The organism is Phytobacter sp. V91, from assembly GCF_965644225.1.
GTDB lineage: Bacteria > Pseudomonadota > Gammaproteobacteria > Enterobacterales > Enterobacteriaceae > CBFFRJ01.
On record NZ_CBFFRJ010000015.1, the window covers coordinates 25,592 to 43,614 of the forward strand.

Genomic DNA, 18,023 nt, shown 5'->3' on the forward strand with positions numbered 1-18,023 from the left:
ATGGCGTCAAAATACTATGCCCTACTGACAGAACGCGGCGCAGTGAAACTGGCGGCGGCTACGGCGCTGGGGAACCAGGTCAAAATTACGCATATGGCTGTTGGCGATGGCAATGGTGCATTACCCACCCCAACGGCGTCACAGACCGCGCTGGTAAACGAAAAACGCCGTGCGGCGCTTAACTCATTGACAATCGACCCGGCAAACCCCAGCCAGATTATCGCTGAACAGGTTATACCGGAAGGAGACGGCGGTTTTTGGATCCGTGAAATCGGTGTGTATGACGATGACGGCGAGCTGATTGCTGTATCGAACAGCCCGGAAACCTATAAACCAATATTAGCGGAGGGTTCGGGCCGCACCCAGGTCATCCGTATGGTACTGATTGTCAGCAGCACCGACGCGGTGACACTCAAAATTGACCCGTCCGTGGTGCTGGCAACCCGCAAATATGTTGATGACAGGGTTATTGAGGTGAAAGCCTATGCTGATGACCTGATGGCTAAACACCTCGCGGCGCTGGATCCACACCCGCAGTATGCACCGAAAGCCTCACCGACACTTACTGGTCAGCCAAAAGCGCCGACGCCACCAACAAACAACAACAGCACTCAGCTTGCCACGACAGCATTTGTCCAGGCGGTTATCGCGCAACTGGTTGCCAGCTCGCCAGCGGCGCTGGATACGCTCAATGAACTGGCAGCCGCGCTGGGGAATGACCCGAATTTTGCAACAACCATAACTAACGCGCTCGCGCTTAAAGCCCCGCTGGCAAGTCCGGCACTGACGGGCGTCCCGACGGCGCCCACTGCCGGGGCAACAATTAATACGACGCAGGTTGCCACCACGGCATTTGTTCAGGCCGTCATTACTGCGTTAAAAGCTGGCGCGCCAACCACGCTTGATACTCTCGATGAGCTGGCAGCAGCCATTAATGATGATCCAAACTTTGCCACGACGGTAAACGGTTATCTGGCTCTGAAAGCGCCGTTGGCCAGCCCGACATTGACGGGCATCCCAACTGCGCCGACTGCTGGGGCAACAGTTAACACAACACAGATCGCCACGACGGCATTTGTTCAGGCGGCTATTGCTCAGTTGGTTGCCAGCTCCCCTGCGGCACTTGATACCCTGAATGAGTTAGCTGCGGCCATTAACGATGATCCCAATTTTGCTACAACCATCACTAACGCGCTGGCGTTAAAAGCTCCACTGGCAAGCCCTGCGCTGACAGGAACGCCGACCGCGCCAACGGCGGCGGCGGCAACAAATAATACTCAGGTCGCCACAACGGCATTTGTTCAGGCTGTCATTACTGCGTTGAAAGGTGGAGCACCAACCACTCTCGATACGCTAAACGAATTGGCGGCAGCGCTGGGAAACGACCCGAATTTTGCAACGACAATCACTAACCTACTGGCGCTGAAAGCGCCTCTTGCCAACCCTAGATTTGCGGGAAGTGTAACAGTTGAAGGTGCTCTCACTGTTTTAGGTGGCGGGTCTTTCAATGCGACACTCGCTTTACGCTATCGCCAGCTCTTCCAAAGGGATGGCGCTATCGGTTACCAGTCATTTTCACGCGCCGACGTTCTTTCTGCACCCTCAGTAGATACTGAAATCGGGCGTCAGTTGTTTGGCTACGGCATTACCAGTACCGATAGCTGGGGAACGGGCGGCATCCTGGCATATATGAACGCCATCGCTCTGGCAAATGGCGGGGGTAAGCTCCAGCTTGTAGCACATGATGCACAGGCCAGGGGTAAAGCGGTTATTGTTCTTGATGGAAACGCTGGGGCGATAAACTTCACGGGAGATGCGAATTTTTCCGGCACGGTAACATTTGGCGGGATGATCGTCGCAAACCGTCATGACAGCTGCATTGCTTTTAGCTCCAGCGACGCCACCAAACCGATCATCAATGCTAACTACTCCGCAGCAGGAAACTTTGGTTTCTGGGACGACACAAACTCAACGTGGGTATTGCGTAAAGACGTAGCCAACAACTGGTATATGTATGCCGGGTTAACTGTTGCGCAAAAGCTGACAGTGCAGGGTGGCGCAGCATTCACCGGTGACGTGACTGCCCCTACACCGCCAAAAACAGATAGCTCAACCAAAGTGGCAACGACTGAGTTTGTACAAAACCTCAGCGTACCTGTCGGCGTCCCGGTGCCGTGGCCTTCAGCCACTCCCCCATCAGGTTGGCTCAAATGCAACGGAGCAGCCTTCAGCGCAACGTCATACCCTGAACTGGCAAAAATCTACACGACCCTGAAGGTGCCGGACCTGCGCGGCGAATTTATTCGTGGCTGGGATGACGGCAAGGGAGTTGATTCCAGTCGGGCGCTATTGTCTTCACAGACTGACGGAATCGGCATTTATCAGGCGACAAACTTAACAGCAGTAAAAATGATATTCGTATCTGGTGGTAGAACTGAAGCTTATCCTAGTACTGACGCGCTAAATGGAGTAGCGGACGGTGGTGCGTTCAGTGACGGCTTGAGCAGTTCCATAAGCCGGGCAACGTTTAAAAGCGCCACTGAAACCAGACCGCGCAACATTGCGTTTAACTATATTGTGAGAGCCGCATAATGAAATACAGCACCGATTTAACTATTGCAGCGTTAGCAGATAATGGGTTGGCCATAACAGCCGGTTGGTTACAGATTTACAGCATTGAACCCGTCACACGGGAATATCTGCAAACATCCATGGAGTTTCTGCCAGAGGGCGTTGGCCTACCCGCACTCTGTTACGCTGACAAGCCAGAATTACCCGGCAATGGGTTTGCCATCATTCGCAGCTCTGATGGCCTGCGCTGGGATACTATCAGCGATTATCGCGGATTAACGGCATGGTCAACGGTTAATGGTGAGCCGCTAACCATTACGGCTATCGGTGCGCTACCGGAAGGTGCCACACTGTTGGCACCAGGTACGGAATACGATGTGTGGGACGGTGATAAATGGGTGACAGATAGCGATGCTCAACACCAGGCCCTGGTAGAATCTGCCCGCCAGGAACTTAACCGCCGGGTGACAGAGGCTGTCAGTGCGATCACAACGTTAAATGATGCGGTTGAACTTGAAATAGCAACAGAAGACGAAAAAACACGGCTGGCTGAATGGAAAAAATACCGTGTCTTGCTCAGTCGCCTTGATGTATCAACTGCACCCGATATCATCTGGCCCGACACGCCTGCCGCGTAATCACCTGAAGCATGGTCACCTCTAACCGTGGTGGCCATCCGTATCGAGTAACGTCATTTCTGACCATTGTGTGGTTTCCCGTTGTGCCATTCCCGGCACAACGCCACACGGGTGCGCAATCTTTCTTCCCCTTACACCATAGCGGAGCACACCCACATGTGGAGATTCGCTTTATGGCGCAGGATTATCATCACGGCGTCCGCGTTGAGGAAATCAACGACGGTACGCGCTCAATCACAACAGTCAGCACCGCAATTGTCGGTATGGTCTGCACCGCAGACGACGCCGATGTATCTACTTTTCCGTTAAACACCCCCGTTCTGCTGACCGATGTGCTGACCGCCAGCGGCAAAGCAGGCGAGTCCGGCACACTGGCCCGCTCGCTGGATGCTATTGCCGACCAGGCAAAACCCGTCACCGTCGTGGTCCGTGTGGCCCAGGGCGAAACCGAAGCCGAAACGACGACTAACATCATCGGCGGGGTCACCGCAGAAGGTAAGCGCACCGGCATGAAAGCTTTGTTGGCTGCCAAAGCGATCTGCGGTGTGAAACCCCGCATTCTTGGCGTACCCGGTCACGATAATCAGGCTGTTGCCAGCGAGTTACTGAGCGTGGCGCAGAGCCTGCGCGGCTTTGCGTATCTGTCAGCATACGGCTGTAAAACCGTGCAGGAGGCCATCGCCTACCGCGCCAACTTTGGGCAGCGCGAAGGGATGCTCATCTGGCCTGACTTTATCAATTTCGACACGGTGTTACAGGCTGATGCCACGGCGTATGCCACCGCCCGTGCACTCGGCCTGCGCGCCAAAATCGACAACGACACGGGCTGGCACAAAACCCTGTCTAACGTCGCGGTCAATGGTGTTACCGGAATTTCTGCCGACGTGTTCTGGGATTTGCAGGACCCGGCAACTGACGCTGGTTTGTTGAACCAGAACGATATCACCACGCTGATCCGGCAGGATGGCTTCCGCTTCTGGGGTTCACGCAGCCTGAGTGACGATGCGCTCTTTCAGTTTGAGAACTACACCCGCACCGCCCAGGTACTGGCTGACACCATCGCAGAGGCCCATATGTGGGCCGTGGATAAGCCGCTGAATCCGTCTCTGGCCCGCGACATTATCGAGGGTATTCGTGCGAAGTTCCGCAGCCTCAAAGGCCAGGGTTACATCCTGGGTGCTGATGCCTGGCTGGATGAGTCCGTGAATGACAAAGACACCCTCAAGGCGGGCAAGCTCACCATTGACTACGACTATACCCCCGTCCCGCCGCTGGAAAACCTGATGTTGCGCCAGCGTATCACTGACCAGTATCTGGTTGACTTCGCAAGCCAGGTCAGCGCGTAAGGAGATAAAAAATGGCGTTACCACGCAAACTGAAACACCTGAATCTGTTCAACGACGGCAACAATTTTGTTGGGGTTGTCGAGTCTGTGACGTTGCCAAAATTCACCCGCAAGTTTGAGAAATGGCGCGGTGGCGGGATGCCGGGGGCGGTGGATATCGATCTGGGTCTGGATGACGGCGCACTGGATACGGAATTTACCATCGGTGGTGCTGAAGCACTGCTGTTCAGGCAGATGGGCATCGCAACCGTTGACGGGATCCAACTGCGATTCACCGGCTCCATTCAGCGTGACGATACCGGCGAAGTGCAGGCCGTCGAACTGGTGGTTCGCGGGCGTTACAAAGAGCTTGACTCCGGCGAATGGAAAACCGGCGAGAGCAACACCACGAAAGTGAGTATCACCGGCAGTTACGCAAAACTGACCATCAACGGTGAGGTTTGCTACGAGGTTGACCTGGTGAACATGGTCGAAATTATCAACGGCGTGGACATGCTGGAAGCGCACCGTGACGCCATCGGTCTCTGATTATTCCGGTGCGGTTCGCCGCACCGCCTGAAGCCCATTTAACTGAACGGAAATAAAAATGAAAGACGAAACAGCTGCACCAGTATCAACCGAAAAAACCGTGGAACTGGATACCCCGATCCTGCGTGGTAAAACCACTATTACCAGCATTGTTGTACGCAAGCCGCAATCCGGTGCATTGCGTGGAACCCGCCTCCAGGCACTGATGGATATGGACGTTAACGCCATGATGGTGGTTCTGCCCCGTGTCACAACCCCTGCCCTGACCCAGCAGGAAATCAATGAAATGGATCCGGCTGACCTCCTGAGTCTGTCCGTTGAGGTGGTCTATTTTTTGTTGAAGAAATCGGTGATTGCCGATTCCCCGACAGCCTGACAATAGAGGACCTGGTGGCAGACATCGCCACCATCTTTCACTGGACGCCACCCGTTACCGATGTGATGTCGCTCACTGAGTTGCTGGAGTGGCGGCATAAGGCGATTTTACGTAGCGGGGCATCAGATGAGTGATCGTAATCTCCGGTTACAGGTAGTTTTAAACGCGGTCGACAAACTGACCCGTCCATTCAAAGAGGCGCGCGCCAGCACTCAGGAGCTGGCGGCCGCCGTCAAAAATTCCCGTGAACAACTGAAAGCCCTGGATGCTGCTGGTGCAAAAGTGAAAAGCATCGGCCCCGTCGCGGAGTCAATACGCCGCCTCGATAGTGAACTGGAATCGGCACGTCTGCGCGCCCAACTGATGACACGTGAACTTTCCGGCATGGAAAACCCCACGAAGAAGCAAACCAAAGCCGTTGAAGACCAGTGGCGGGCTGTTTCACGTCTGGAAGCGCAGCAACAGCGGGAGACTCAGCAACTCAGTACCCTGCGCACTGAGCTTGACCGTGTGGGTATTTCGTCGAAAGACGCGGCTGGCGCAACTGAACAAATCAGGACGCAAACGGCAAAGCTGAATACGGAACTGGCAGAGCAGGAGGGCCGACTCAAACGCGCGGGTGAACAACAGCGCCGGTTATCCAACGCCCGCGCGCAGTACAGTAAAACCATGGAGACCAGGGACAAAATCGCCGGGGCATCAGCGGCGACCACTGCAACAGGGGTGGCCGTGGGCGCGCCCGTCGTGGCGGCCGTGAGTGACTATGCTAATTTCGAAGATGCCATGAAAGGCGTAGCAAAACAGGTTAACGGTCTTCGTGATGGTGATGGAAAACGAACCGAAAAATTCTATGAAATGCAGAAGGAAATCAAAGCAGCGGCTGAAAAATTGCCGATGCAAAATGGCGCTGTTGATTTTGCTGCGCTGGTTGAAGGTGGCGCACGTATGGGTATCGGGAGCGATGCTAAATCGTGGGACGAACTCAAATCAAACTTACTTAACTTTGCGTCAGTATCCGCAAAAGCTGCAACAGCATTTGAGTTACCCGCCGATCAACTGGCTGAAGACCTCGGCAAAATTGCCAGCCTCTACAAAGTCCCGACCAAAAACATCGAGCAGCTCGGGGATGTGATCAACTACCTTGATGATAATGCGATGTCAAAGGGGTCTGACATCATTAACGTCATGCAGCGCATGGGCGGTGTGGCTGACAAGCTCGACTTTAGAAAAGCCGCTGCGCTGGGTTCGACTTTCCTGACCCTGGGTGCAGCACCGGAAGTGGCTGCCAGCGCCGCAAATGCCATGGTGCGCGAACTGTCCATTGCCAGTATGCAGTCCAATCGGTTTATGGATGGTATGGACGCGCTGAAACTGAAGCCGGAGAAGCTCGAAAAAGCCATGGCGAAAGACTCCATGGGAACCATCATCAAGGTGCTGGAGATGGTTAAAAAACTGCCTGATAGCAAGCAAATGAACGTCCTGACGCAGCTGTTTGGCAAGGAGTTCGGTGATGATGCTGGCAAACTGGCAAACAATATGGGCGAGCTGTACAAACAGCTTGCTTTAGTCAAAGGAAAGGCCGCTGAAGGATCGATGCAAAAAGAGTCCGATATCAACGCGGATTCGCTCTCAGCACAATGGATGCTGGTAAAGGCTGGTACTCAAAACACCATGAGCAGCCTGGGTGAAACACTCAGGGAACCGCTGATGGATATCATGAACATGATAAAAAAGGTCACCGGCTCAATCCGTCGCTGGGTCGAGGCTAACCCGGAACTGGCTGGCACACTCATGAAATGCGTTGCCGCCGCAGCAGCGTTACTGGTTGTGGTCGGTACGCTCGGCATGGCGGTTGCCGCTGTGTTGGGGCCGCTGGCACTGGCCCGCCTGAGCATGAGTATTCTGGGCATCAGAACGTTACCGATGTTGGGCGCTGCGGCAAGCCGGACGGGGAGTATCTTGTCATGGCTGGGGTCGGCCCCTCTCAATCTCTTACGCAGTGGGATGCGCGGTGCAGGCGCCAGCACCGGACTGCTAACCGCGCCACTGACGGCACTCCGGGCAACTGCCGGGGTAGCCGGTAACGCCCTGAGTACGATTGCCAGTGCGCCCGCCGCGCTGTTCCGTGGTGCAATGTCCGGAATATCCTCTGCGATTAGCATGATCATGAATCCGTTAGCTGCCGGTCGTAGCCTCCTGGGCATGGTTGGCCGTGTGCTGGCCTTTCTGGCGTCCGGCCCCGTCGCGGTGCTGCGCATTGCGTTAATGGGGATATCAACGGTGCTGGGGTTTCTCCTGAGTCCGATTGGTCTGGTTGTCGCGGCCCTGGCCGCAGTGGCCCTGGTCGTTTGGAAATACTGGGAGCCAATCAGCGCATTTCTGGCGGGTGTGGTTGAAGGGTTCAAGGCCGCAGCCGCTCCAATACAGGAAGCTTTTGCCCCGCTCCAGCCTGTTTTCCAGTGGATAGGTGACAAGGTTCAGGCACTGATCGGCTGGTTTCGTGATCTGCTTACACCTGTTCATTCAACGGCAGACGAACTCGATAAAGCTGGAGCGATGGGCCGCAGCTTCGGCAAGTTATTGGCTGATGGCTTGAACATCGTGCTCAACCCGCTGGAGTCACTGAAATCAGGTGTGGATTGGTTATTAAAAAAAATGGGGTTAGTGCAAGATGAGTCAAAAAAACTACCCACGGCAAATGAAATCACTGGGAGCCGGAAGGTAACAGCTACGGAGTCAGGCGCATACAGCAATTACGGAGTAATCACACCAGGCAAGAGAACGTATAACAACTACACGGATCCAATTACACCACTGTCGGTTCATGACAACGGCGGTTACATCCCGTCAGGTTCTATGGGCATTGTGGGCGAATATGGACCCGAACTGGTCAACGGGCCAGCCAATATCACCAGCCGCAAAAAAACTGCTGCGCTGGCTGCGGCAACCGCGATGGCCTACGGAAATCTGGGAGAGTCACCCCGCGACGTGCTGGCGCGCACGTCTATGGCCCGGTTAACTATCCAGGCGGCGCCACGTAATGAGGTCGCGCCCGTCATCATACCCCGTCAGCAAAATGATGAGACAGGTCCGCGAAACCGCAGCGCCGCCATTGCAGCAGCAACAATGCTGGCGATGGGGAGCCTGGCCCAGCCAGTGGCGGCAAAACCGTTGCACCCATACAGCCTGCCTGTCAGTGAGTACCGGCAGGATTCAGTTTCAGCCAGGAACAGCCGCGACCCCGTGGTTAATGCTCCGTCACCGCTACAACCAATATTCCACATCACCCAGCAACCCGGGCAGAGCACCGATGACCTGGTTAAAAAAGTGATGAGGGAGCTGGAGGTGCTCCATCGCCGCGAAGGTGTCCGCAACCGCAGTCGATATGCAGATACGGGAGATATCGAGTAATGATGATGATTCTGGGCTTTTTCGTGTTTACGCTGAAAACCATCCCATATCAGCAATTGCAGCAGCAACAGCAATGGCGACACGCCAGTAACAGCCGCGTTGGCCTGCGCCCAACGTTGCAGTATCTGGGGCCGGATTCAGACGGCATAACCCTTTCTGGTGTACTGATGCCATCACTGACGGGTGGAAAAATATCTCTCCTGGCGTTAGAGGTGATGGCGGCAACCGGCAAAGGGTGGCCTCTGATCCGTGGGGATGGTGTGATTTACGGCATGTATGTCATTACTGAAATCAACAAAACAGACCAGGAATTTTTCAGTGATGGCTCGCCAAGAAAAATTGAGTTTTCCGTCAAGCTCACGCGTATGGATGAGTCAATCATCCAGATGCTGGGTGATCTATCGGGCCAGCTCGCGCAGGTGAAAGATAACGCCATCGCAGCGGCGAAATCAGTGATTCAGCAAGCCGGGAGTATTCTGCCATGACAGAAATGACCATGTTTGCCGGTACTGAAGTCGTCCCGGATTTTCGCATCCGGGTCAACAGTAAGGACATCACGCAGGACTTAGCCGCCAGGCTGATATCGCTGACGCACACTGACAACCGCGGATTTGAGGCTGACCTGCTTGATCTTGAACTGGATGATGCAGACGGGATGATGGAGTTACCAAACAGAGGGGCTGTTCTCTGGCTGGCGCTGGGCTGGAAAGGCTCTCCGCTTGTCATTAAAGGCGAGTTTACCGTGGATGAAATCGAACACTCCGGCGCGCCCGACCGCATTAACGTGCGTGCCCGAAGCGCAGATTTCAGGGAAACCCTGAATATCAAACGTGAAAAATCCTGGCATAAAACAACCATCGGTGAGGTCATCAAAGAAATCGCGGGGCGCCATAAACTCAAGGCCGCCTCCAGTAATGAAATGAGCGCGCTGGACGTGGACCATATCGACCAGACAAACGAATCAGACGGCTCATTTCTGGCGCGCCTGGCGAAATTGTATGGTGCTATCGCCACGGTGAAATTTGGTGAGCTGATGTTCCTGCGCCAGGGAAACGGTTTAGGGCTGGGGAGAAATGCCAGCAAGCCGCCAGCCGTTGCAATCATCGAGCGCAGCTCCGGTGACCAGCACCGGTTCAGTATCGTTGACCGTAGTGCCTACACCGGCGTTGTTGCATCCTGGCTGCATACACGCGAGGCCAAAGTTAAGAAAACAGTGAAGGTCAAACGGAGGCGGCGTAAAAAAGCCACAACCCCGACCAAAACCCCTGAGGCAAAACAGGGGGAGTACCTTGTGGGTAGCGATGAAAACGTGCTGGTTCTCAGTCGTACCTACGCTAACAAAGCCAACGCCGAACGGGCAGCTAAAACGAACTGGTCACGTATACAGCGCGGCGTGGCGTCATTCTCTATCACTCTGGCAATGGGGCGGGAAGATTTGTACCCGGAATTACCTATCCGGGTGACCGGATTTAAACCCCCTATTGACGGGGCTGAATGGATTATCACGACAGTGACCAATACGCTGAATAAAGACAATGGCTTCACGACAGCGCTGGAACTGGAAGTAAAAATTTCAGATCTGGATATGGAATGAAACGAATTAGTTTAATTTTGCAAGATTAAAAGTTAAACTTCTCAAAAATGCAAACCGGAGAGACCTGTCATGATTGATTGCCCGCTATGTGGAAACGCCGCGCACACCAGGTCTTCGTTTAAGGTGACCAATCAGACCACCGAGCGCTATTGCCAGTGCCAGAACGTCGAGTGTGGACATACGTTTGTCACACATGAATCGTTTGTCAGGTCGATCACCACGCCAACGCTCGTCAATGCTGCCCCGCCTCATCCGGGAGGCGATGGACAAACACATATGGCATTCTGAACAAAGACCCGCGAAAGCGGGTTTTTTAATGTCCACACTGTCCACTGTCCACATTTTCGGTGGTCAATTGGTGGACGTAAGGCAATAAAAAAGGGGCTGGCACATAGCCAACCCCTTGTTTTTACACAATAACTCTGGATGTCGCGAAAGCGAATCTTAGTTAAGACGCTCTTTGATACGAGCAGACTTACCAGTGCGCTCACGCAGGTAGTACAGTTTAGCTTTACGTACAGCACCACGACGTTTAACAGCAATGCTGTCAACTACCGGAGAGTGAGTCTGGAAGACACGCTCAACGCCTTCGCCGTTGGAAATTTTACGAACAGTGAATGCAGAGTGCAGACCGCGGTTACGAATAGCGATAACCACGCCCTCGAATGCCTGCAGACGTTTTTTGGAACCTTCAACAACCCATACTTTCACTTCCACGGTATCACCCGGACGGAAGGAAGGTACGTCCTGCTTCATCTGCTCTTGTTCAATTTGCTTAATAATGTTGCTCATAATTTAATCTCTTATCCTGGGTAAACTGATATTCGGGGGCTTACGCCATCCCATCATGTTTATGTTGCTGTTTTGCGTGTTCAGTCTTGAACTCCGCCAGCAACCTTGCTTGCTCTTCAGTCAGAGCCAGGTTTTCCAGAAGTTCAGGTCTTCTAAGCCAGGTGCGGCCCAGCGACTGTTTCAGGCGCCAGCGACGTATCTCAGCATGGTTCCCCGACAGCAATACCGCCGGTACTTCCATCCCTTCTAACACTTCAGGTCGGGTATAGTGCGGGCAATCCAGCAACCCATCAGCAAAGGAATCTTCCGTTGCCGAAGCTTCGTGGCCCAGTACTCCTGGAATAAACCGGGAAACCGAGTCAATCAGCGTCATTGCCGGTAACTCACCACCACTGAGTACGTAATCTCCGATAGACCATTCTTCATCTATTTCGGTTTGAATTACGCGCTCATCTACCCCTTCATAGCGACCACACACCAGAATCAATTTTTGATTCGTTGCCAGTTCGCTGACGCCCGCTTGATCAAGCTTGCGTCCCTGAGGTGACAGATAAATCACTTTCGCGCCTTCACCCGCCGCGTCTTTTGCTGCGTGAATGGCATCCCGCAAAGGTTGCACCATCATTAACATCCCCGGTCCGCCGCCGTAAGGACGTTCGTCCACGGTACGGTGCCGGTCATGAGCGAAATCGCGTGGACTCCAGCTCTGGATGTTCAGCAGGCCTTTTTTTACTGCCCGGCCAGTTACCCCGTAGTCGGTAATCGCACGAAACATTTCTGGAAACAGGCTAACGATACCTATAAACACAAGCCAATCCCCATAGTGCCGTCTTTTTACCGTATATCCGGAGGTTTAAAAACCAGGATCCCAATCTACAACAATGGTTTGCGTAGCGAGATCGACTTTCTTGATAACCTGCCCATCGAGGAACGGAACCAACCGCTCCTTGATACCAAATGCATCTTTCAGGTTTGCCTTGATGACGAGTACGTCATTTGATCCGGTTTCCATCATATCGATGACTTTACCCAGACCATAACCTTCAGTGGTCACTACCTGGCAGCCCATCAGGTCTTTCCAGTAGTAGTCACCCTCTGCAAGTACAGGCAACTGCGTGGTATCTACGACAATTTCACAATTGGTCAGTAGATTCGCAGCATCGCGGTCATCAACACCTTTCAGTTTGATGACGATATCCTGATTGTGGTAGCGCCAGCTTTCCAGCTCAATGCTCTGCCACTGACCCGCCTTCTGGATAAACCAGGGCTGATAGTCAAAAATGCTTTCGGCGTCTTCGGTGGAGGAAAACACTCTGAGCCAACCACGGATACCGTATGTAGATCCAAGCTTACCCAATACAATCGGATTAACCGGGTTCTGCGCGGCGTGTTGCTTGCTCATCATGACCACCGTGACAGATTAAGCTGCTTTGTTTGCTGCTTTGATCAGCGTAGCTACGCGATCAGAAACGGTAGCGCCCTGGCCAACCCAGTGAGCGATACGATCCAGATCCAGGCGGGTGCCTTCTTCTTTCTCAGACGCGATCGGGTTAAAGAAGCCAACGCGCTCGATGAAGCGACCGTTGCGTGCATTACGGCTGTCAGTAACAACAACCTGGTAGAACGGACGCTTTTTAGCGCCGTGACGAGCTAAACGAATAGTTACCATAACATCCTCTTGTGTGAATAAAACACCAGGCCCCGTCGAGGAACGGAGCCCGGTGTCATATTAAAAGCCCGAAAATTTTACTGATTTTTGGGAAAAAAGCAATCAGCAGTTAATAACTCTGCTGTGGAAGGCCGTCGGCGGTGCTGACAGTTTGGTGCCGGCATGCGCGCAGTTACCGGAGCGTACACATAGTACGTGAGGATAACGAGCACACCCCGGTGCCAAAATGGCAAATAAGCCAGGCCGTTTTAGATCAGCGGCCGGGGAAACCAGGGGGCATCATGCCTTTCATGCCCCGCATCATTTTAGCCATACCGCCCTTCTTCATCTTCTTCATCATGCGCTGCATGTCGTCGAACTGTTTCAGCAGACGGTTTACATCCTGTACCTGCAAGCCGCAGCCCTGGGCGATACGGCGTTTGCGGGAGCCTTTGATAATTTCCGGCTTCGCGCGCTCTTTCAGCGTCATCGAGTTGATGATGGCTTCCATCCGCACCAGCACTTTATCATCCATCTGCGATTTAACGTTATCCGGGATCTGCCCCATACCCGGCAGTTTGCCCATCAGACTTGCCATGCCGCCCATATTTTTCATCTGGCGCAGCTGCTCGAGGAAATCGGTCAGGTCGAAGCCGTCGCCTTTTTTCAGTTTGGAAGCCAGCTTCTCAGCCTGAGCACGGTCGACTTTGCTTTCGATATCTTCAATCAGCGACAGTACATCGCCCATCCCGAGGATACGAGAAGCAATACGATCCGGGTGGAAAGGCTCCAGCGCTTCGGTCTTTTCGCCTACGCCGAGGAACTTGATCGGCTTACCGGTAATATGACGAATAGAGAGTGCTGCACCGCCACGGGCATCGCCGTCGACTTTGGTCAGCACCACCCCCGTCAGCGGCAGCGCTTCGTTAAACGCTTTTGCCGTATTGGCGGCATCCTGACCGGTCATGGCATCGACCACAAACAGGGTTTCTACCGGATTGATCGCGGCGTGAACCTGTTTGATTTCGTCCATCATCGCTTCATCGACGTGCAAACGACCGGCGGTATCCACCAGCAGCACATCGTAGAACTTAAGTTTGGCTTCTTTCAGCGCGGCATTGACGATATCTACCGGCTTTTGGGCAACATCAGACGGGAAGAAATCGACCTCAACCTGCTGCGCCAGGGTTTCCAGCTGTTTGATCGCCGCCGGGCGATACACGTCAGCGGAAACGACCATGACTTTTTTCTTGTGCTTCTCGCGCAGGAACTTCCCGAGTTTACCCACGCTGGTGGTTTTACCCGCACCCTGCAAGCCCGCCATCAGCACCACCGCTGGCGGCTGCGCGGCCAGATTCAGCACCTGGTTCTCTTCGCCCATCGCCGCAACCAGTTCGCCGCGCACGATTTTGATAAACTCCTGGCCCGGCGTCAGGCTCTTGTTGACATCGTGACCCACCGCTTTCTCTTTTACGCGGTTGATAAAATCACGGACAACAGGCAGCGCAACATCCGCCTCCAGCAGGGCCATGCGCACTTCGCGCAGCGTGTCTTTAATATTGTCTTCAGTGAGACGTCCGCGGCCGCTGATATTGCGCAGCGTCTGCGATAAACGATCGGTTAAATTATCAAACATTGTCTCTCGCCTGAGGTAAAACGATGGGCCGCCAGAGCGACGCATTACAGAAATTTGCCGCAGTATAACATGAAGACATTCTTGATGTATGTGACGCAACGGTTGGAGCCAACGTCACGTAAGGCTATACTGCTTTTCTTTCTCTTTCGGTCAACTGTCGACGCTACTATGCCCGTTTTCGCCCTGCTCGCTCTTGCTGGTTACTCTGTCAGTCTTGCGCTGATCATTCCCGGTTTGCTCCAGAAAAATAGCGGCTGGCGGCGTATGGCCATGTTGTCAGCAGTCATTGCGCTGATGTGCCACGGTTTTGCGCTGAAAGAACGCCTGTTCCCGGATGACGGTGGGCAAAACTTAAGCCTGCTAAACGTAGGTTCTCTGGTCAGCCTGATGATTTGTACCGTCATGACCGTTGTGGCGTCAAAAAATCGCGGCTGGTTGCTGCTGCCGATTGTCTACACCTTTGCCTTAATTAATCTCGCCTTTGCGATTTTTGTTCCCAATGAATACATCACCCATCTGGAAGCCAGCCCAGGGATGATGGTGCATATCGGGCTATCGCTCTTTTCCTATGCCACACTGATTATTGCCGCCATGTACGCGTTACAGCTGGCGTGGATTGATTATCAGTTGAAAAATAAACGCCTGGCGTTCAGCAGCGAAATGCCGCCATTAATGAGCATTGAGCGTAAAATGTTTCATATCACCCAGGTTGGCGTCGTACTGTTAACGCTCACCCTGTGTACCGGTCTCTTCTACCTGAAAAATCTCTTCAGCCTGGAAAATATCGACAAAGCCGTGCTGTCCATCATTGCCTGGTTTGTCTATATCGTCCTGCTGTGGGGCCACTATCATGAAGGATGGCGCGGTCGTCGGGTCGTCTGGTTTAACGTCGCAGGTGCGGGGCTTTTGACTCTGGCCTATTTTGGCAGCCGCGTCCTGCAACATCTTGTGAGTTAATCAAGAAGGAATTTCCCCTGGAACACATATCCACCACGACGCTGATCGTCACCCTGATCATCATGGTGGTGATTTCGGCGTACTTCTCCGGGTCTGAAACCGGCATGATGACCATCAACCGCTATCGCCTGCGTCACCTGGCAAAACAGGGGCACCGCGGAGCGAGGCGCGTTGAAAAGTTACTGCGTAAGCCGGACCGCCTTATTAGCCTGGTGCTGATTGGTAATAACCTGGTCAATATTCTCGCCTCGGCGCTTGGCACCATTGTCGGCATGCGGCTGTATGGCAATGCCGGGGTGGCGATTGCGACAGGGGTACTGACCTTTGTGGTACTGGTTTTTGCCGAAGTCCTGCCCAAAACCATTGCCGCTCTCTATCCGGAAAAAGTCGCCTTTCCCAGCAGCGTGTTACTCGCGCCTCTGCAAATCATCATGTTGCCGCTGGTCTGGCTGTTAAATAGCGTGACGCGCATATTGATGCGGATGGTGGGAATTAAAGCCGATGTGGTCATCAGCAGCGCACTGAGCAAAGATGAGCTGCGTACCATCGTGAACGAATCCCGCTCGCAAATTTCACGTCGCAATCAGGATATGTTGCTGTCGATTCTCGATCTCGAAAAAGTCAGCGTGAATGACATTATGGTGCCGCGTAATGAGATTGTCGGCATCGATATCAACGACGACTGGAAATCCATTGTTCGCCAGCTCACCCACTCGCCGCATGGCCGCATTGTCCTCTATCGAGGGTCTCTTGATGACGCTATCAGCATGCTGCGGGTACGTGAAGCCTGGCGTCTGATGCAGGAAAAGAAAGAGTTCACCAAAGAGGTCATGCTGCGCGCGGCCGACGAGATTTATTACGTCCCCGAGGGCACGCCGCTCAGCGTGCAGTTAGTGAAATTTCAGCGCAATAAAAAGAAAGTGGGCCTGGTGGTCGACGAATACGGCGATATTCAGGGGCTGATTACCGTCGAAGATATCCTGGAAGAGATTGTCGGAGACTTCACGACATCAATGTCCCCCTCGCTTGCCGAAGAGGTGACGCCGCAAAATGACGGTTCAGTCATCATTGAAGGCAGCGCCAACGTTCGCGAGCTTAACAAAGCCTTTAACTGGCACTTGCCGGAAGAGGAAGCCCGGACCATTAACGGTATCTTACTGGAAGTACTGGAAGAAATTCCGGCCGCAGGAACCCGGGTGCGTATCGAACAGTACGATATCGATATTCTCGACGTGCAGGACAATATGATTAAGCAGGTACGGGTTACCCCGGTAAAACCACTGCGAGAAAGCGTGAAAGAATAACGCAGGCTGAGACTCTGCCGTGGAACGCGTTTCTCATCAAAATAAATGACTGTCAATACTGCGCTCACATAACGCTTGCTACATATTTACATGGCTTTCCAGACTCTTTACTGTACCTATCCAAAGAAGACTTACAGGATTGTTCACTACATGAATAAGGACAAGATAAAACGGCCGAACATTACTCAGGTTGCTGCAGCAGCTAACGTCTCCCGTTCTACGGTTTCCCGTGCATTTAATAATCCTGAGTTGCTGACAAAGGAGACCGTACAGCGCGTTTTTGATGCAGCGAAAAAATTAGGCTACAGCTCAAATCAAGCCGCCAAGGCTTTACGAACTGGCCGCTACGGCAATATTGCCATCATTGTACCGGATATTGAAAACCCCTTTTTCCCTCCCATAATACGTGCAGCGCAGCTCTGTGCCGACGACGCTGGCTTAAGCGTTTTTCTTGGCGATGCCGATGAAAATCCTGGCAAAGAGAATATTCTGTTCAGTAAGTTCGCCAGTCAAGTGGAAGGAATTATTCTGGTTTCATCCCGTATGACTGATAAACAAATTATGCACAATGCGAAACTCTGTCCTGTGGTTCTGATTAACCGGGATGTTAAAGGACTACCGCGCATCCTGATCGATCCCACTGAGGGAATTTCTGCAGCAGTACGCTATCTCGTTGAAAATGGCCATCAACATATTGTCTATGTTAACGGCCCCATCAATTCATGGTCGAACCAGCAGCGTAACAAAGCGGCTTGTGCTGAAGCCCTACGTTGCGGAATTAAAATAGATACCGTCTCAGTGCCACGTTCGACATACGATGCGGGTAGACAGGTAGCAACGCTTTTTCCGCCGAAGACGACTGCCGCAATTGCATTTGACGATCTTGTCGCTCAAGGATTAATGGCAATGCTTCTGGAACAGGGGATAAAGGTTCCACAGGAATTCAGCATTATTGGCTGCGACGATGTCATCGGCGAATATCTGTTTCCTTCATTGACGACGATCTCCGCACGCAATGGTGATGCTGGGAAAACCGCAGTTAAACTGTTGCTCAACTTGCTACGAGAAAAAGAGATGTGTGACGTGCGCTATCTGCTGAATACCAGGTTGATCCTGCGAAATAGCACCGCCCCCTGCATTGACAACCGGTAGTACAGGAGGCGAACGGGACAACTCCCCAAACCTCATAGAGTGAGAGCCACTCGCAAACGCGTTGATCATAC

The 18,023-nt window shown here is 53.2% G+C and carries 18 protein-coding genes; 13 read left to right on the forward strand and 5 right to left on the reverse strand.

Annotation, left to right across the window (positions count from 1 at the left end):
- From ACSZO4_RS05035 to ACSZO4_RS05080, 10 genes are all read left to right on the forward strand, one after another.
- Complete coding sequence (locus tag ACSZO4_RS05035; RefSeq protein ID WP_437887764.1) at positions 1-2,592, forward strand: phage tail-collar fiber domain-containing protein; 2,592 nt, start codon at positions 1-3, stop codon at positions 2,590-2,592.
- Positions 2,592-3,209, forward strand: a complete 618-nt coding sequence (locus ACSZO4_RS05040; RefSeq protein WP_437887765.1) for a tail fiber assembly protein — start codon at positions 2,592-2,594, stop codon at positions 3,207-3,209. The genes ACSZO4_RS05035 and ACSZO4_RS05040 overlap by 1 nt, the downstream gene beginning before the upstream one ends.
- Positions 3,210-3,382: 173 nt before the next feature.
- Entirely contained in the window at positions 3,383-4,555 is a 1,173-nt protein-coding gene (locus ACSZO4_RS05045) for a phage tail sheath protein (RefSeq protein ID WP_437887766.1), read from the forward strand.
- 11 nt (positions 4,556-4,566) lie between these two features.
- The gene (locus ACSZO4_RS05050) at positions 4,567-5,082 is read left to right on the forward strand and encodes a phage major tail tube protein (protein ID WP_437887768.1); all 516 of its coding nucleotides are present in this window, start codon (positions 4,567-4,569) and stop codon (positions 5,080-5,082) included.
- A 58-nt stretch (positions 5,083-5,140) separates the two neighbouring features.
- Positions 5,141-5,458, forward strand: a complete 318-nt coding sequence (locus ACSZO4_RS05055; RefSeq protein ID WP_437887769.1) for a phage tail assembly protein — start codon at positions 5,141-5,143, stop codon at positions 5,456-5,458.
- Positions 5,459-5,472: 14 nt separating this feature from the next.
- On the forward strand, positions 5,473-5,592 hold the full coding sequence (locus ACSZO4_RS05060; protein WP_193794174.1) for a GpE family phage tail protein: 120 nt from the start codon (positions 5,473-5,475) through the stop codon (positions 5,590-5,592).
- Complete coding sequence (locus ACSZO4_RS05065) at positions 5,585-8,869, forward strand: phage tail tape measure protein (protein WP_437887771.1); 3,285 nt, start codon at positions 5,585-5,587, stop codon at positions 8,867-8,869. The genes ACSZO4_RS05060 and ACSZO4_RS05065 overlap by 8 nt, the downstream gene beginning before the upstream one ends.
- The gene (locus ACSZO4_RS05070; RefSeq protein ID WP_437887773.1) at positions 8,869-9,354 is read left to right on the forward strand and encodes a phage tail protein; all 486 of its coding nucleotides are present in this window, start codon (positions 8,869-8,871) and stop codon (positions 9,352-9,354) included. The genes ACSZO4_RS05065 and ACSZO4_RS05070 overlap by 1 nt, the downstream gene beginning before the upstream one ends.
- Positions 9,351-10,463, forward strand: a complete 1,113-nt coding sequence (locus ACSZO4_RS05075; RefSeq protein ID WP_437887775.1) for a phage late control D family protein — start codon at positions 9,351-9,353, stop codon at positions 10,461-10,463. The genes ACSZO4_RS05070 and ACSZO4_RS05075 overlap by 4 nt, the downstream gene beginning before the upstream one ends.
- Before the next feature lie 69 nt (positions 10,464-10,532).
- Positions 10,533-10,751 carry an ogr/Delta-like zinc finger family protein gene (locus ACSZO4_RS05080; RefSeq protein WP_437887776.1) on the forward strand — a complete coding sequence of 73 codons (219 nt, stop codon included), beginning with the start codon at positions 10,533-10,535 and terminating at the stop codon, positions 10,749-10,751.
- 156 nt (positions 10,752-10,907) lie between these two features.
- On the opposite strand, the gene rplS is transcribed toward ACSZO4_RS05080, so the two are convergent.
- The 5 genes from rplS to ffh all read right to left on the reverse strand — a co-directional run bounded on the left by rplS (position 10,908) and on the right by ffh (position 14,539).
- Entirely contained in the window at positions 10,908-11,255 is a 348-nt protein-coding gene (gene rplS / locus ACSZO4_RS05085; RefSeq protein ID WP_006178051.1) for a 50S ribosomal protein L19, read from the reverse strand.
- A gap of 40 nt (positions 11,256-11,295) precedes the next feature.
- A complete protein-coding gene (gene trmD / locus ACSZO4_RS05090) occupies positions 11,296-12,063 on the reverse strand; it encodes a tRNA (guanosine(37)-N1)-methyltransferase TrmD (protein ID WP_437887777.1) in 768 nt (255 codons plus the stop codon).
- A gap of 45 nt (positions 12,064-12,108) precedes the next feature.
- Positions 12,109-12,657, reverse strand: a complete 549-nt coding sequence (gene rimM, locus ACSZO4_RS05095) for a ribosome maturation factor RimM (protein ID WP_437887803.1) — start codon at positions 12,655-12,657, stop codon at positions 12,109-12,111.
- Between the two features lie 18 nt (positions 12,658-12,675).
- Positions 12,676-12,924, reverse strand: coding sequence for a 30S ribosomal protein S16 (gene rpsP, locus ACSZO4_RS05100; protein WP_437433199.1), 249 nt, complete (start codon positions 12,922-12,924; stop codon positions 12,676-12,678).
- Between the two features lie 253 nt (positions 12,925-13,177).
- Positions 13,178-14,539, reverse strand: a complete 1,362-nt coding sequence (ffh, locus tag ACSZO4_RS05105; protein WP_437887779.1) for a signal recognition particle protein — start codon at positions 14,537-14,539, stop codon at positions 13,178-13,180.
- A 168-nt stretch (positions 14,540-14,707) separates the two neighbouring features.
- Between ffh and ACSZO4_RS05110 the strand changes: the two genes are divergently transcribed.
- From ACSZO4_RS05110 to ACSZO4_RS05120, 3 genes are all read left to right on the forward strand, one after another.
- On the forward strand, positions 14,708-15,496 hold the full coding sequence (locus ACSZO4_RS05110; RefSeq protein WP_437887781.1) for a cytochrome C assembly family protein: 789 nt from the start codon (positions 14,708-14,710) through the stop codon (positions 15,494-15,496).
- A 17-nt stretch (positions 15,497-15,513) separates the two neighbouring features.
- Entirely contained in the window at positions 15,514-16,800 is a 1,287-nt protein-coding gene (locus tag ACSZO4_RS05115) for an HlyC/CorC family transporter (RefSeq protein ID WP_437887804.1), read from the forward strand.
- A 150-nt stretch (positions 16,801-16,950) separates the two neighbouring features.
- Positions 16,951-17,952 (forward strand): LacI family DNA-binding transcriptional regulator, encoded by a 1,002-nt coding sequence (locus tag ACSZO4_RS05120; protein ID WP_437887783.1) that lies wholly within the window; start codon positions 16,951-16,953, stop codon positions 17,950-17,952.
- Positions 17,953-18,023 lie beyond the last annotated feature (71 nt).